The organism is Pararoseomonas sp. SCSIO 73927, from assembly GCF_037040815.1.
Lineage (GTDB): Bacteria > Pseudomonadota > Alphaproteobacteria > Acetobacterales > Acetobacteraceae > Roseomonas.
In genome coordinates this window covers 1,150,555-1,166,092 of sequence record NZ_CP146232.1, presented here as the reverse complement: position 1 = coordinate 1,166,092, position 15,538 = coordinate 1,150,555, and the positions used below count along the sequence as shown (strand labels likewise).

Below are 15,538 nucleotides of genomic sequence, written 5' to 3'. Positions count from 1 at the left end.
GGCGAGCCGGTCCCGGCAAGGATCCTTGAGTGGCTTCGAGCATGGAGAATGATCGCGTGAGCGAGGTCACCGAAGGCCAGGGCACGACCCGTTCGGCGGGCCGTGTCGAGGTGTTCACGCGGCATGGCCGGTTTCTCTATGTGGCGGGATGGTTCCAGGCCGCTGAGGACGATCTCTCGGAGGAGGTGCCGCGGCTCGTGCTGCGCTGGGGAGAGGAGAGGCGCGCGATCGCCCTCCGCCGCCTCCGCGAGCGGCAGGATGTGGCGGGCAGGGACGGCCTGCCGGCCGGGCGGGGCTTTCAGGTGCTGCTGGACGGTCCGGAGACGGACGATCCGGCCTCGGCCACGCTCGAGCTCCGTGGCGAGGCCTTCCCCCTCGCTCCCGCGCTGCTCCGGCCCACCCCGTTCCGCCCGCGGGGCGGGCTGGACGTGCCGGGCCGGGATGGCGTGAGCGGCTGGACCGTCGACGTGCCCGGCGAGCAGCCCCTGCTCGTTCTCGAGGGCAGCCGCCCCCTTCCGGTGCCCCTGGACGTCCACCGGCCCGACCTGCCCTTCGAGGACGGCACGGAGGTGCCGCGCTTCGGCTTTCACATCTCCCTCGAGGCCCTGGCCGAGCACCTCCGGCAGGACGATCCCGCCACCACCCTCTTTGACGGCCGGTCACGCGAGATCGCCCTCGTCGCCTCGGGTGTCGAACTCGCCCGACAGCCCGTCGCCGTCCGGCGCGACGTGATCGGCAAGCTCGAGCGGACCGATGCAGGCCAGGCCGTGGAGCGTGCCCGGGGCCGTGTCGAGGTGTTCACGCGGCATGGCCGGTTTCTCTATGTGGCGGGATGGTTCCAGGCCGCTGAGGACGATCTTTCGGAGGAGGTGCCGCGGCTCGTGCTGCGCTGGGGAGAGGAGAGGCGCGCGATCGCCCTCCGCCGCCTCCGCGAGCGGCAGGATGTGGCGGGCAGGGACGGCCTGCCGGCCGGGCGGGGCTTTCAGGTGCTGCTGGACGGTCCGGAGACGGACGATCCGGCCTCGGCCACGCTCGAGCTCCGTGGCGAGGCCTTCCCCCTCGCTCCCGCGCTGCTCCGGCCCACCCCGTTCCGCCCGCGGGGCGGGCTGGACGTGCCGGGCCGGGATGGCGTGAGCGGCTGGACCGTCGACGTGCCCGGCGAGCAGCCCCTGCTCGTTCTCGAGGGCAGCCGCCCCCTTCCGGTGCCCCTGGACGTCCACCGGCCCGACCTGCCCTTCGAGGACGGCACGGAGGTGCCGCGCTTTGGCTTTCACATCTCCCTCGAGGCCCTGGCCGAGCACCTCCGGCAGGACGATCCCGCCACCACCCTCTTTGACGGCTGGTCACGCGAGATCGCCCTCGTCGCCTCGGGTGTCGAACTCGCCCGACAGCCCGTCGCCGTCCGGCGCGACATGATCGGCAAGCTCGAGCGGACCGATGCAGGCCAGGCCGTCGGCTGGGTTGCCGAGCGGGGCCGGCCGCAGGACGAGCACGCGGTCGACCTGCTGCTGGGCGGCACGCGGTGGACGACGGTCCAGGCCGATATCGAGCGCCCGGACCTGATACGGCCTGGCGTCGTTCGCCGCGGCGGCGGCTTCCGCGCGGCCCTGCCGCCGGCCCATCCCGGCGAGGGCGGACCGCTTCGGGTCGAGGCCGTTCCTCTCCACGGCACCGAGGCGCTGCCGGGGGGGACCGTGCTGGAGGCGCTGCCCGCCTGGCGGAGGGACTTCGGCGAGGTCGCCTTCCGGGTGCCCGATGACGGCCGCGTGCCCGTCTCGGTCGTTATCCCCATCTATAACGCAGCGGCCGAACTGGCCCGCTGCATAGACAGCGTCGTGCGCCACACCACTGGCGCGGCCCGCCTGATCCTGATCGACGATGCGAGCCCGCAGCCCGAGGTGGCCGAGGTCCTGGAGCGCTGGAGCGGCACGCCGGGGATTGAGATTCACCGGAACGCCAGCAATCTCGGTTTCACCCGGACCGCCAATCGCGGGATCGCGCTTGCCGGACGCGATGACGTCGTTCTGCTGAACTCGGATACGGCGGTTGGGCCGGGTTGGCTTGAAGGATTGCGCGCGGCGGCCCGCTCGGGCCCGCGGACCGGCACCGCCACGGCGGTCTCGAACAATGCCGGCGCGTTCTCGGTGCCCGAGTTCAACCTCGACAACCCCATGCCGGCCTGGTTCGGCGTGGACGACATGGCAAGGCTGGTCCGCGGCGCCGCCCTGCCGCTTCTGCCCGTGGTTCCCACCGGCCACGGCTTCTGCCTCTACATCCGCCGCGAGTGCCTCGACGCCGTGGGTGCTTTCGACGAGACGGCCTTCCCGCGCGGCTACGGGGAGGAGAACGACTTCTGCATGCGCGCCGCGCGGGCGGGCTTCGACAACGTGCTGGATGACCGGACCTTCGTCTGGCACCTGCGCTCTGCTTCCTTCGGTTCGGAGAAGGTGGCGCTGAACGCGCAGGGTCGCGCGGTGCTGGAGGATCGCTACCCGGAGTACGGGTTTCTTACGCGGATGTTCCAGGCGGACCCGGCCATGCTGGCCCTGCGCTGGCGGGTGCGGCGTGCCGTGCAGCAGGCCCTCGCGGAAGGCGTGGTTCCCCGCCCCCGCGTGCTCTTCGTGATCTCGACCGAGAGCGGAGGGACGCCGCAGACGAATCGCGACCTGATGGACGCCTTGTCGGACCGCTACGAACCCTGGCTGCTTCGCTGTGATTCGCGAACCCTGACCCTGTCCCGCTACGCGGGCGCGCGGTCCGGTGAAGCGGACACTGTCATCGAATCGATCACCCTGGAGCGCGCGATCGAGCCGGCCACGCACCGCTCTGCCGAGTATGACAGACACGCCGCAAACCTCGTCCTGCGGCATGGCTTCGAACTGGTGCACATCCGCCACATCGCGTGGCACGGGCTCGGCTTGCCACAGGTCTGCCAGCGGCTGGGCGTGCCTGTCGTTCTGTCCTTCCATGATTTCTACATGGCCTGTCCGGTCACGAAGCTGCTGGACGCGGAAGGGCGCTTCTGCGGCGGGCCTTGCACCGACGGGGAGACGGACTGCACCGCCGAGCTCTGGTCGGTCGGATCCGTTCCTCCCCTGCGGCATCGCTTCGTTCATCGGTGGCAGGCGATGATGTCGGAAACGATCCTGGCCTGCGACGGCTTCGTCACCACGTCGCCTTCCGCGCGGGAAACGGTGCTCCGCAACTTCCCTGATCTGGCGCAGCGGGACTTCCGGGTGATCCCGCATGGGCGCAGCTTCCACCGGCAGGAGATGCTGGCGGCCGAGCCGAACCTGGATGAACGGCTGCGCGTGCTGGTCCCCGGCAACATCTCGGCCGCCAAGGGCAGCGAGCTGATCGCGGCGATGGCCGCCCTGGACGGGGGGCGGGAGGTGGAGTTCCACGTGCTCGGCGCGGTGGACCGGCACCTGGCCGAAGCGCCGGGGATCGTCCTGCACGGGCGCTACGACCGGGAGGAGTTCGCGGCCCGCGTCGGCGGGATACGCCCACATCTCGCGGCCATTCTCTCCCTCTGGCCCGAGACCTACTGCCACACCCTCACCGAGTGCTGGGCTGTGGGCCTGCCCGTGGTGGCGACGTTGGAAGGAGCGCTGGCCGAGCGCATCGGCGCGAGCGGCGGCGGCTGGCTCCTGGATCGCTGGATGGCGCCTGAGGCCATGCTGTCCGAACTGCTCCGCCTGCGGCGCGAGCCGACCGAGGTGCGCGGACAACGGGACGCCGTGCTGGACTGGCAGGCCACCATTGGCCGCCACCGCACCACCGCGGCGATGGCGGCGGAGTACGATCGGCTCTACCGCGAGGTGCTCGACAGGCGCCGGAGCTTTGCGGTAGCTGCCGAGGCGCCGCGCATCGTCCTCACCCTGGACCGGGCAACGGCGACCCTGCCCACCCCGCTCGCCGTGGCAACGCGCAACGCCGTTTCGCGTACCTCCATCTTCCGCCCGATCCTTCCGTCCTTTCCCTTCGGCAATGCACTGGCCGGGATGGCGGACGCCGTCCTGGTCTCGCCGGACGCGCTGCCGCCCGGCGATCTCGAGGCACTGCGGCGGCGCTGCGCGGCAGCAGGGCTCCCCGTGCTGGAGGTGGCCTGCGGCCGGGAAGCCGGCGATGGGCTGGAGGTCGGGAGCGGGCTGGAAGCAGCCCGCTGGCTGTCAGACATGCCCCCTGCGCCGGAGAAGGTGGCCTCCGACGAGGGGGCAGCCTGCCGGGTCCTTTTCGTTTCCACAGGCGACGAGACCATGGTCGCAGCCCTTCGACCCGCTTTCGAGGATCTCTCAGCCCTGGATGTCGCCACCCTCGGCATCCTGGGGGGCAGGCCTGGGAACGCCCAATGGTACAAGGCCATTCTGACGGAGGGGAAGGATCCTGTCGCGGTCCTGCGCCGCGTGGCCGCGGCCCATGACATCGGCCTTGCGCCACCTGGACCGACCTTGCTGGCCATGGAGGCGGCCGGCCTTCCGGTCCTGCAACTTCCCGATTTCCGCACCGGCGATGCGGAGTTTCTGCACGATTGGTTGCTACGGCAGGTGGCCGAGTTTGCGGTCAACGCCGCGCGCCAGGCCGATGCGGCCCGGGCTGGTGCGGCGAAGGCACGTGCCGCGATCCTGCACAGGTCCGATATCGCGGCGCTGGACCGCCGGCTAGCCCAGGCCTTTCGAGGCGCTGGGAACAGCAGCCCGGATCCGCTGATCACCCGGTGAGGGCCGCTGTCCATCCCGGCAGTCCGGGCTGGAATGGCCGCAGGCCGGCCTGCCCTTGCAGCGTTGGCGCGGCGCGACTGCCATCCCGCTGCTGCCTTGACGCGGCATCCAGGCGCTCGGCAAGCGCGTGATCGCCGGGAACTAGGTCCTGCTCCGCAATATCCTGACGGGGACCAACAATCAGGTTTCCGTCCCGATCCGGAACGGCACAAGCCGCTGAGATGGCAGCGAATCGCTGGACGATCGGAGTGCCGTGACCGGCAGTCCCGCGGCAGACCGGGCCACCACGGCGCGGGGAGCCTGTAGAACCGCCCGGAACGCCGCAAAGCTGTCGCACAAGCGTGATCTCCATCCACCTCGGCAGGCCGGTCGATCCTGGAAACACCCTCCTTATTGGTGCTCTCGCCTTGGTTGAGCCGGGTCTGGCCATGTCCCATCGCCCGGGACACTTAAGTCCAGCGAGCCATTGTTCCGACTTCGATCCTCCCAAGAGACAGAATGCCAAACTTGGTGGGACAAGATTCCACCGAAGTGCAACATCTCACCGTGGAAGACACATTTTCGAGAACTGGTCTCGAAGCTTCTCGCAATGGTTGTGTTCGTCGCTGAAACACGCCAAAGAATGCTCGTTAAAGTAGTGCTAACGCTTACTTCACAATCTGTCGAGCTTTGTGTCTTCAACGAACGGGAGGCTCAAAAATGAGCGAGAGCAGCAGCGGGAATGGGATCTGGACCGCTCGAGGCTTAGGGCTCGGGGTCAGCGTCCCTGCGCTCGGCGTGGGCATCACCGGCAATCCGACCGACGGGGATGATCGCTTCGACGGCGATGCGACGCTCGTCGTCGGCGCGCTCGGTGTTCCCGTCGTCACGCTTGCGCTGGGTGGCGGAACGGACAACTACGCCGACGGCCTTGCGGGCGATGACATCCTGAACGGCAATGGCGGCAACGACTTCCTGATCGGCGGGGAAGGCGAGGACACGCTGAACGGCGGGGCGGACAACGACACCCTCGTCGGCGGGATCGGCGCGGATGTCCTGAGCGGCGGCGCCGGCGCAGACACGCTGAGCTATGCCGGGTCGGTCGGGGCGGTCACGGTGAACCTTTCCACCTCGACGGCCGCAGGTGGCGACGCCGCGGGCGATACCATCTCCGGCTTTGAGAACGTCGCGGGCGGCTCGGGTGGCGACACGCTGACGGGCAACGCCGCCGCCAACTCGCTGTTCGGCGATGAGGGCAATGATCGCCTCGTCGGCAACGACGGCAATGACACGTTGCGAGGCGGCAACGGCAACGACACGATGCTGGGTGGGACTGGCGACGACACCTTCATCATCGGCGAGAGCGGTGACGTCGCGTCCGAGGCGACTGACCAGGGCAACGATGTGGCGAATGTCAGCGCCGATTGGACCATTTCCAGCAATGTGGAGCGCGCCTATCTGAAGGCGGCCGTAACGGTGACCGGCAACTTCCAGGCGAACTTCGTCAGCGGCAGCGCGGGCGACGATATCGTTTTCGGGATGGGCGGGTCGGACGATCTGCGCGGCGCCGCCGGTGACGACCGGCTGGATGGCGGGGCAGGGGACGACCGGCTGGACGGTGGTGCCGGCGTGGACACGATGATCGGCGGAACTGGAACCGACAATTACTATGTCGATTCCAGCGACGATGTCATCCTGGAGTTGGCCAACGAGGGCAATGATCTGGCCTCTGTCAGCGCGGACTGGACGGTGGCCAACAATGTGGAGCGCGTCTACCTGAAGGACGCCGTGACGCTGACCGGCAATTCCCAGGCTAATTTCGTCAGTGGCAGCGACGGTGACGACACCATTCTGGGCCTGGATGGGTCGGACGATCTGCGGGGCGCCGCCGGCGACGACAGGATCGAAGGTGGTGCCGGCAACGACGCGCTTCGCGGCGGGATCGGGGCCGACACCTTCGTGTGGCGTGCCGACGCTCTGGGCGGTCGGGACGCGATCTATGACTTTCTCCGTGCGGACGGGGACAAGATCGACCTCTCGGCGTTGAACTTGACACAGGTGGATGACCAAACTGGTGCCGCGCAGTTCACTGTCACCTTCGATGAGGGGCGGGATCTTGCCCGGGTCTTCATCTATGAGGATGCAGATCGCGGTGTAGACCTGAACATTGCCGTGTACACGAATGGTGGCGGGCCGCTGACTGCGAGCGACTTCATCCTGTAGGTCAATCCGACGGGACCGACCGGTTGGCCGATTGGCCCACCGGTCGATTCCATCAGTGCCAGGACTACCCGCCGGGGCGCTGCCCCTGGCGGGTAGTTCTCATGTTCTGGCGCCTTTCGCGCGGCCAACAGGGGTAGCCGGCCGCAAGGAATTCAGGGCTGCAGCGATGCCGATGAAGATTTGAGATTACGCCGGGAGAAGTCCGGAACAACCAGCCATCAGCCAATACGAACTGCGGACGTTTTCTGCACCCGTGGGTTGGACACTTTGGCAAAGACGCCGACGCCCCGGCGCCAGCACTGGAACAAGTAACCGATTAGACTGCGCGCTCCTTCTCCTTCGGAATCGCACTGAGTGAAAGCAGCACATCCCTCATCACGAGAGAACCGTACTCTGCAGTCATGTGGCGCAGGCCGTGCTCAGGATGGTCCAACGCAAAGCGCGGCTGGGTAAAACAAGGAGCCAGAATGGTTTCGGGGGGCTGGGTGACAATCGCCGCGCCGGTACTCCGTCCCAGATCTTCCAGGGCCTCCTGATAGGCCGTCACGACAAGTGGCATGTGCCCCAACTCCCATCGGCCGGACACATCGACCTCGCTGATCCTCGGATTGGGCAGCGGGTCGGCGACGAGTAGGACAGGCGCCGCAGTGAGGTGCCGCAGCTTTTGCAATAGCTGGAGCGCCGGCGTGTTGCTGAGAGCATCGCGGGCTGCGGCCCTCAGAGCCGCACGAGAGATCGGGGCACTCCGGCCTTCCAAGTATTCTAGCGTACGATGGCCAACCAGGACATCAGCCACGAATCCAATCCCGAAATAGCCGACAATTGCGTAGGCATCGTACGCCGATCCCACACGGTCCAGGCCGCCAGATGTCACCTTCATGTAGCGCCGGGAGGCGTCTGAGACGGGGAGCAACGCTCCATCCCGCAAGTGCATCCCGACCAGGCCATTTCCAGGCGCCCCGAAGAACACCGCCTCAACCCCGCCCCGGTTGAAGTCCGGCAATTCCCAGCCGCCCTTCATCGCCCCGAGATGCGAGTTGCCGATCAGTGCAATACGCATCAGCGGGCGAACGCCTCCAGAAGAACTTCCTCACAGACAATATCGTCGCTTCGAGCCCGGCGCGGAGCTACGGGGGCCGCCTCAACCTCGGGTGAAGCACTCCCAGTCCTGCCCTCGAAGAAGATCCGCATCACCGCCTCGACACCCTCCGGCGCCACGGCCCGAAGCGTCTCGTCGTAGAAGGTCTGGCCGAGGAAGGGCGTGCTGATGATCTCGTAAGAAGGGAAGTAGTCTACGTCTTCGAACTCCTGAGCTAGCTGTCCAGCTACCGCCCGCAGAACCGATTTGGAGTAGATCGTGGCCGACAGAACGTGGCTGCCGCTTCCAGTGGCCGTCAGAGGCACTGGCGACACGGTGAGGAGAAACTTCAGGCCTAGCCTGTTTCGAAGCGCGATTTTCCTGAACGCCAGAAAATCGGCCAATACCTCGGCGTGGGTGAAATTGCGGAAAGCACAACGAGCGGGATCATAGGTTCCCGCGATCGTGCCTGGCGCCGTCGGGAAAATCCGGCCCGTCTCCACGTCCTCCCAAGCCTCGGTCAGTCCGAGGGTAAAAACGAAGACGTCCGCCTGACGAAGCGCGCGACGAACGGACTTCAGGTGGTGGCGGCGGTGTACGGCCACCTCCTCAGGGCTGTCGAGCCCTTCCGGCTCGACAGAGGGGCGCATCGCGTCGAACCATCGGCCATCGCGTTCCCAGGCGACCGGCGGTGGCGGCGACGCGCCCGTCGCCTCCTGCATGACTTGGAGGAGCTGGCGCGCCGTATAGATGTTGCCGTAGCGAGCAGAGTAGAGGAGGTAGCCAAACTCCCTTGCCGTCTCCGGCCTCATGCGCCGCGGAGGTGGCTCAGTGTCGATCACGTTCTGCCCTCGGGCGCGGAGGTGGCGTGCGATGTGCTGAGCGAAGCAGGATCCCGCCGTCATCACCTTCATGTCAGGGGTGATTTCAAACTTCGGCTGCCACAGGTCCGTAGGCCCGCCCAGCCAGTCCTGGTTCCGTACGCCGGTCCGCCAGAATGCTCGGCGAGGCAAGTTCTGATAGGGCGAGCGCATGGGTCCAAGCTCCTGGCCGTGCTGTGAGGATCGGAACAAGTTGTACTGAATGCAAGCGTCTAGCGAATACCGAAACGTCCGCTGTCCACCTGTTGAGTCGCTCCAAATTCATCGACACAGATCAGCCTGAGAGAAGGTGCCCGTGAGCAGACCCGGGGTTTGGGAGGGGAGCCCGTTTGAACTCCAGGCCCTCATGCTCGTCTTTTCGATGTCGGTCAGACGGGACGGCGGCATGCAAGACGAGCCCCTGGGAGAGCCGGCCAGAGAGGCAATGGCGGTGCCCAGCCCTTCTCCGGCCGATTATTCGTGGCACAGCTTTGGCGGGAGACTGTTGCAATGTACCGGGTGCCGGTTTGCCACCCACACTTCTCAGACTTTGCCGGCCCAGCTGTCTCTCCATCCACTCCACCGTGCGGGATGTGCTATCCCGCGAAGCCTTACCAGTTCTCTTAAGCTCAATGTACGTGGCGGGACTGGAGATGTGGCGCCGTGCTGGCGCAGGAGGATGGAAGACTTTCGGATGACCGAGCTAACCCTTCTGGATGCCGAGTTGCGTCAGGGGTCCATCGCACTCACGATGGAGGTCGATCCGTCGCTGGCCGCGGAACAGCCTCCTCAGAATACGGTCCTGGCAAGAGTTTCGTTCCAGTTTGCTGAAGCCACGAACGTCGACGCTGATCTGAGTGCCAAGCTCCTGGTCCCGGTAGCCGGCGCGGCGTTCCGTACGGTCCTGCCCACCCCTCGAGCCGATGGTCCGCTGCAGGCCGTCCGCATCACGACGGTCCACCCTGAGGACAGGATCGTCTTCGAGAAAGGCCTCGACGATCGTCTCGCCCGCCTCTACCCGCTCGACGGGCCCGACTACGTCGACCTGCTGGCAAGCCACACCCGAAGGTGGGGCAGCGCGAGCACGCGTCATTTCCTGGCGGAGCAGGTCACGCGCTTCTTCGTGGACCATCCCGAGCACCGCATCGGCGCGTCGTTGATCCAGGCCTACAAGGCCGTCGAACTCGGGGATGCCGGCCTAATCGCGGCGGCGCTCGACATCAACCAGGCGGCGTTCGGCTGGTTGGAGGGCCTGTCGCTCGACTGGCATCCCCGGCGTAACCGCGAGCACCTGGAAGTCTCCTTGCTGACGGCCAAGTGGCATCTTCAGCTTGCTGCGGCCAACATCTCGGGCTTGCAGGCGACGTGTCACCACATGCTCGCGCTCACGTCCAGGCCGCAGGCAAATTACGCGACGCTCGCCTACTCCGCCTCCAAGTCGCTCCTCCTGGGCGGATGGCTCGAGTGGCGCCGGGGCGACGAAGCGACCGCCAAGCTCTTCTGGGACCAGACGGTTGCAATGTTCAAACTCGCCGTTCGCGATGCGGACCCCTACCGCGCGGTTCTGTTCCGGGAACTCGAGCACAGTCTGAACGCCGCTTGGCTGGCAGGTCTCTGCTTGCGCAATCTCGGCAGGAACCGGAACGACATGCCGACGCTGGAGCAGATCATAGACAGTGCGGTGAGGGTGCCGAGTCGGACCCGCCGGCAACTCCAGGCGATTCTGGAGCAGGCCGTACGGTCGGACACGGACAGCACGTCGCGTCCTGGATGACGGCGACAAGATAATGGATTGGCTGCAAAGCCGCGAAGGACAGTCAGGGCACCAGCGCTGCGCTGGTCAGTGCGGCAAGGCCGGAGGTGCATAGGCCTGTGTGATCCTTGTGGCACGGGGCATCACTGGCTATCAGATCGGGGGAATGGCCGTCTGCCCGGAACGTCGCTCGAGAAGGCTGGACGGTTAAGGGGAGGGCGCATGGAATCCTGGCGGAGACTGCGGTTTCGCTTCAGCCAAGCGGCCGTGGATGCAGGCCACAGCGTGGACTTCCTGGAGGGAGGCGGGATCCTCCTTCACCTCAAGCCGCGGGAAGCGGGAAAAGCCCTGGCGGTCAACAGCAGGGCCTCCGACCATTGGGACGAGGAGGTGCGCATCGAGCGGACCAGCCCTGAGCGGCCGGATCAGCTCGAAGTGGATCTCCTCCACACCGGGAACGGCGTGACGATCTTCCTGGGTGGTGAGCAGAGCGTCGTGTTCTCGCGGTGCGGAGATCTCCACCGCGCGACCGCCATCAGCATCCCCACGACGATCGACACGGTGGTGGACCCCGACTCACCCCCCTTGCCGCTGGTCACCCCACGGATCGAGAGGATCGTCTCCCCCGTCCCGCCGGAGCTCGGGACCGTGCCGGTCACCCGGCCCCCGGCAGCGAACGGCGTGGTGGATCCTGTGATGCTGGCGGACCTCGTCCGAACCGCGGCAGGCGAGAAGGACTGGGCACGCGTCGCGGAACTGGCGGCGGACCGGCCTGAAGCACTCCGGGGCGATCGCCGGGCCACAATGGACCTCGCGCGCGCCCTGATCCAACTCGGGCGAGGCCAGGAGGCCGAGGCCATCCTGCGCCGCTTGGGCATGGATGGGCCGCGGAAGGACGATGTCGCCTACCATCTCGGCCTCGCCCTGCAGAAGCAGCACCGCCACGACGAGGCGCGACGGCTCTTCCTGCAATGCCTAGCGGGGCACCCGGACGAGGCGCGCTTCGTCTTTCAGGCCGGCCGCGCGACAGCCCAGTGCGTGAGCGGCGGGTTCGGGAGTGCCGAGCCGCAGCCAGAGCTCATCGACGAGGCCATCGACCTGCTGACGCGGGCCGCAGGCCTCATGACCCGGGACGGCCGCCCGCATCGCGAGATGGCAGCCATGCTTCAAGGCAAGGGGCTGCTGGAGGAAGCGCTGGCCGCGCTGGTCGAGGCGCAACGGCGATCGCCGGCCATGACGGCGCTGCATCTCGAGCAGTCCCGGCTCCTCGTCCGACTGGACCGGATTGAGGACGCGCTCCAGCAGGCCAGGCTGGCCGCGGCGGCGGATGAGAACAACGATGCGGCGGCTTCGACCATCCGTATCCTCGAGCGATGGTTGGACGCGCGGCGGTCCGGGCCGTTCTCCACGGGAACGCTGACGGCCCCGTCCGGGCGGGATGGACGGGGCACCAAGGTTTCGGCATGACCCCAACACCCTCGCCCGTTCCGGAGGAGGCCGGCCGGTCGGCCTGGCTCTCTCATCTCGCGACCTTGCCAGAATGGCTCGCCGCGCCGGGCGAGGTGCCGCCCGTCGGGACATCCGCTGCGACAGCGACCGCACCGGACCGGGCGGCCGTCATCGAGATCCGCCGGGACGGCATCGTGCGGCAGCGGCTCTGGCGGCGGGACTACCTGCGGCAGATCGTGGAGTACGGCCTGGCCGACGGCGCAGTGGATGCTTCGGCGCTGCTGGCCCTCGCTGGGGAGAGGGCGCGTGTTCACGCCTACGAAGCGGCAGGCTCATCTCCTCCCGTGCTCGTCCGCTCGGAAGAGGAGCCCACGCGCGGAACGGTCCTGCTGGTCTCCCTCTTTGGCGTCGAGAAGTTCGGTGGGGCCGAGCACTTCCTCGAGCAGATGGCCGGGCTGTACCAGGGCATGGGGTATACCCCGGTCGTCGTCGGCTTGCGTGCCGAACGGCGCGGCGAGACCGGGGACCGGAATGGCGTCCGGTACGTCTTCATCACCGCCACGCCCGAGGCTCTCTTCCGTTTCGCATGGCAGGAGCAGGCTTGTCTCGCGCACGTGGTGTCGGGTTTCGGGCACGAGGCAATGGCGGCGCTTCGCTTCCAGAATATACGGCTTGTCTTCGGCGTCCATTTCTGGCGGGAGATGTTCGAGCCGCCGACCGCGAATCTGGGCTACTACCCGGATTGCCCGGATGGATACGTTCCCCGCCGCAACATGCAGCTCCTGCTCATGGATGCCGACGCCGTCTACGTGAACTCGCTCTTCGTCCAGGGCGTGGTCGAGAGCACGTTCGGCGCCCGGCTGAACGTCATTCCGTCCCTTCCCGCTGCCGCCGACACGGGCAAGGCCTCTCCCGCCCCGGTTCCAGTGCCGGACGAGCGTCCGATCGTGCTTCTTCCGAACAGCCGGTGGGACAAGGGATTTGGCCTGCTGCTTGGCATTGCCGCGAGGCTGCCGCACATCTCCTTCATTACTATCGCCTCCCAGTCGCCTCGGCAGGTTGCCGAAAGGCTATGCAGCACCGCCGGCCTGCGGAACGTCACAGTTCTGGACAGGCAGGATACGTTGGACGATCTCTACGGGCAGGCCCGCGTCGTCCTCACCCCGAGCTTCCAGTTCGTGGAAACATTCAGCCGGGTGGTGGTGGAAGCACAGGCCCGGGGCGTTCCCGTCATCGGAGCCGACCGCGGAAACATCCCCTTCCTGCTGAGGGAGAGCGGCACGGTCCTGCCGGAAAGCGCCGATCTCTGGGCCGAGGAGGTCCAGCGCCTGTTCGACGACCCGGATCATTGGCGCGCCCGTTCCGAGGCCGCGCTGCGGAACGCCGCCTCGCTGGATGTCCACCTCCAGGGGGATCGGCTCTCCCGCCTCGTCTCCGGGCTCACGGCGCCGATGCTTGTCGGGGTGGGATCAGGTGTCGGCAATGTCGTGCATACGACGCCGCTGATACGGCAGTTGTCCCGCCATCTCGGCCGACGGATCGACGTGGTGGTCGCCGGGGATTCGCCGGGCGCGCTCGCCGTCGTTGCCAACCCGGATTACGTCAACCACGCCTTCCTGTTGAACGACGTTCCCGTCCGCCGGCAGTACGACACCGTCTTCCTGACGAACAGCTTTGGGGAGCTGCGTCCGGCCTTCCGCGCGCGCCGTGTCGTGAGATCCCGGGAATGGGATCGCTTCCACGCGGGGCACCGCCTCCATGAGGCGGAGTTCAACCTTGAGGCCGCGCGGCAGCTTCTCGGGCTGGACTACGAGGCGGAGGATGTGCGTCACGCCTTCGTCGCGGGGCTGAGCCCGCGGCGTGGCCTATCGGACCTGGTGGGCTTGCATGCCGGCTCCAAGGGCGGAACCTGGGGCGCGAAGCGGTGGCCGCATTACGCTGAACTGGCGGCGCGGCTTCAGGCCTCGGGCCTGCGCGTGGCCTCCTTCGGCAGCGCCGAGGAGTATGTGGAGGGAACCATCGACCGTACTGGCGGCAGCGTCGAGGCGATGGCAATGGCGATGCTGGATTGCGGTGCCTTCGTGTCGAACGACAGCGGTGTCATGAACATCGCGAACGCCCTTCGCATACCGCTGGTGACTCTCTTCGCACCAACCGAGGCGAGGACGCGCGGCCCGCTGGGAACGCGAAGCGTCAGCCTCGCCCTGTCGAAAGCCTGTTCCCCTTGTGAGCTGGCCGGACCGTCAGGTCCTTTCGTCCAGCGTCGCTGTCATTGCATCGGCGAGATCGCGGTCGACACCGTCGAGGCGGCGGTCCGGCGCATGCTGGATACGGGGAAGGGCCTCGTTGCGGGAGAGATCCGACAGGCCGAGGACGCCGACAGCCTGTCATGAGCGAGGCCAGGACCCTCTTCGACGATGGGGGAGTCCGGGTGAGAGCCGTGGATGGTCATGGCAGCGACGTTGTCGTCGTTACCTTCGCGCCCTGGCAACGGCAGCAGAACGTTGCTGCCGAAGGCTTCGGCGAGACGTTCCTGGCATCGAGCGGCATCGACGCGATCCACGTGACATGCGCGCGGAACGACTGGTATCAGGCCGAGGCGATGGCGGCCGTGATCCCGACCATAACTGCCGCTCTGGAGGGTCAATCGCGGCGTCGCGTCGGGTACGGGTCGAGCATGGGAGGCTTCGCGGCCCTGACCTTCTCGGCCGCGCTCGGCCTGGACTCGGTGATTGCTCTCTCCCCGCAGTACTCGGTGGATCGGGCGCTTGTCAGCTTCGAGACGCGCTGGGCTGAAGATCTGGAAGCCTTGCGCTGGCGCTACCCAATGACAGCGGGACCGGGTGAGCGAGCAACGTGGAACCTTCTCTACGACCCGTTCTCCGCCGATGCGCGGCACGTCGACCTGATCAGGGCATTGCGGCCCGTGACGGAGTTCCGGCTGCCCTTTTCCGGGCACCCCTCTGGGGACTTCCTGAAGCAGACCCGTCTGCTCTCGAAGATGGTGCTGACGCTCCTTCGGAATGATGCTGAGCCCGCCCGCTTCCGACCGGCCGTCCGGTGCAGGCGCCGGCGGAGTGCAGCCTACTGGCGGCAACTGGCCCGGGTTCTTGCAGGACGGCAGAACCTTCCGGCCGCAATGCGCGCCCTGACGCAGGCGGTAACGCTGGCGCCAGGACATCTGGACTATCGGTACGCGCAGGGGCAGCTGGCAATGAAGCTGCGGGACTACACCATGGCCGTGGGGAGCTTTGAGGCGGCTGTTGCGGGGTCCCCGACGACAGCTCAATACTATTACAACCTTGCCCGTGCGCTACGAGCGGCCGGGAAGCCTGAGCCAGCCCTCGAAGCCGTGCGGCAAGCCATTCTGCTCAATCCCCGTGAGGAGTATTCCGGGCTCCTGCAACGCCTTGTCCGAGACAATGGGGAGCGCGGCTCCGCGAGCGCCTCCTAGGACCGGAGTGACGGCGCCAGG

Annotated in this window: 8 protein-coding genes; 6 read left to right on the top strand and 2 right to left on the bottom strand. The window is 67.1% G+C overall.

The annotated features are described in order from the left end of the window. Positions 1-56 precede the first annotated feature (56 nt). Positions 57-4,721: a glycosyltransferase gene (locus tag VQH23_RS05505; RefSeq protein ID WP_338664622.1), complete on the top strand. Its 4,665-nt coding sequence runs from the start codon at positions 57-59 to the stop codon at positions 4,719-4,721. A gap of 699 nt (positions 4,722-5,420) precedes the next feature. Then, on the top strand, positions 5,421-6,923 hold the full coding sequence (locus VQH23_RS05500) for a calcium-binding protein (RefSeq protein ID WP_338664621.1): 1,503 nt from the start codon (positions 5,421-5,423) through the stop codon (positions 6,921-6,923). A gap of 316 nt (positions 6,924-7,239) precedes the next feature. Here the strand turns inward: VQH23_RS05500 and VQH23_RS05495 are convergent, their stop codons facing one another. After that, on the bottom strand, positions 7,240-7,983 hold the full coding sequence (locus VQH23_RS05495) for a hypothetical protein (protein ID WP_338664620.1): 744 nt from the start codon (positions 7,981-7,983) through the stop codon (positions 7,240-7,242). Beyond that, positions 7,983-9,035 (bottom strand): GSCFA domain-containing protein, encoded by a 1,053-nt coding sequence (locus VQH23_RS05490; RefSeq protein ID WP_338664619.1) that lies wholly within the window; start codon positions 9,033-9,035, stop codon positions 7,983-7,985. Before VQH23_RS05490 ends, VQH23_RS05495 begins: the two co-directional genes overlap by 1 nt. 520 nt (positions 9,036-9,555) lie before the next feature. Between VQH23_RS05490 and VQH23_RS05485 the strand changes: the two genes are divergently transcribed. The 4 genes from VQH23_RS05485 to VQH23_RS05470 all read left to right on the top strand — a co-directional run bounded on the left by VQH23_RS05485 (position 9,556) and on the right by VQH23_RS05470 (position 15,517). Next, on the top strand, positions 9,556-10,635 hold the full coding sequence (locus VQH23_RS05485; RefSeq protein ID WP_338664618.1) for a hypothetical protein: 1,080 nt from the start codon (positions 9,556-9,558) through the stop codon (positions 10,633-10,635). A 246-nt stretch (positions 10,636-10,881) separates the two neighbouring features. Further along, positions 10,882-12,081: a hypothetical protein gene (locus VQH23_RS05480; protein ID WP_338664617.1), complete on the top strand. Its 1,200-nt coding sequence runs from the start codon at positions 10,882-10,884 to the stop codon at positions 12,079-12,081. Positions 12,082-12,257: 176 nt separating this feature from the next. Further along, entirely contained in the window at positions 12,258-14,456 is a 2,199-nt protein-coding gene (locus tag VQH23_RS05475; protein ID WP_338664616.1) for a glycosyltransferase family 9 protein, read from the top strand. Next, entirely contained in the window at positions 14,453-15,517 is a 1,065-nt protein-coding gene (locus tag VQH23_RS05470) for a tetratricopeptide repeat protein (protein WP_338664615.1), read from the top strand. The genes VQH23_RS05475 and VQH23_RS05470 overlap by 4 nt, the downstream gene beginning before the upstream one ends. Positions 15,518-15,538: the final 21 nt, after the last annotated feature.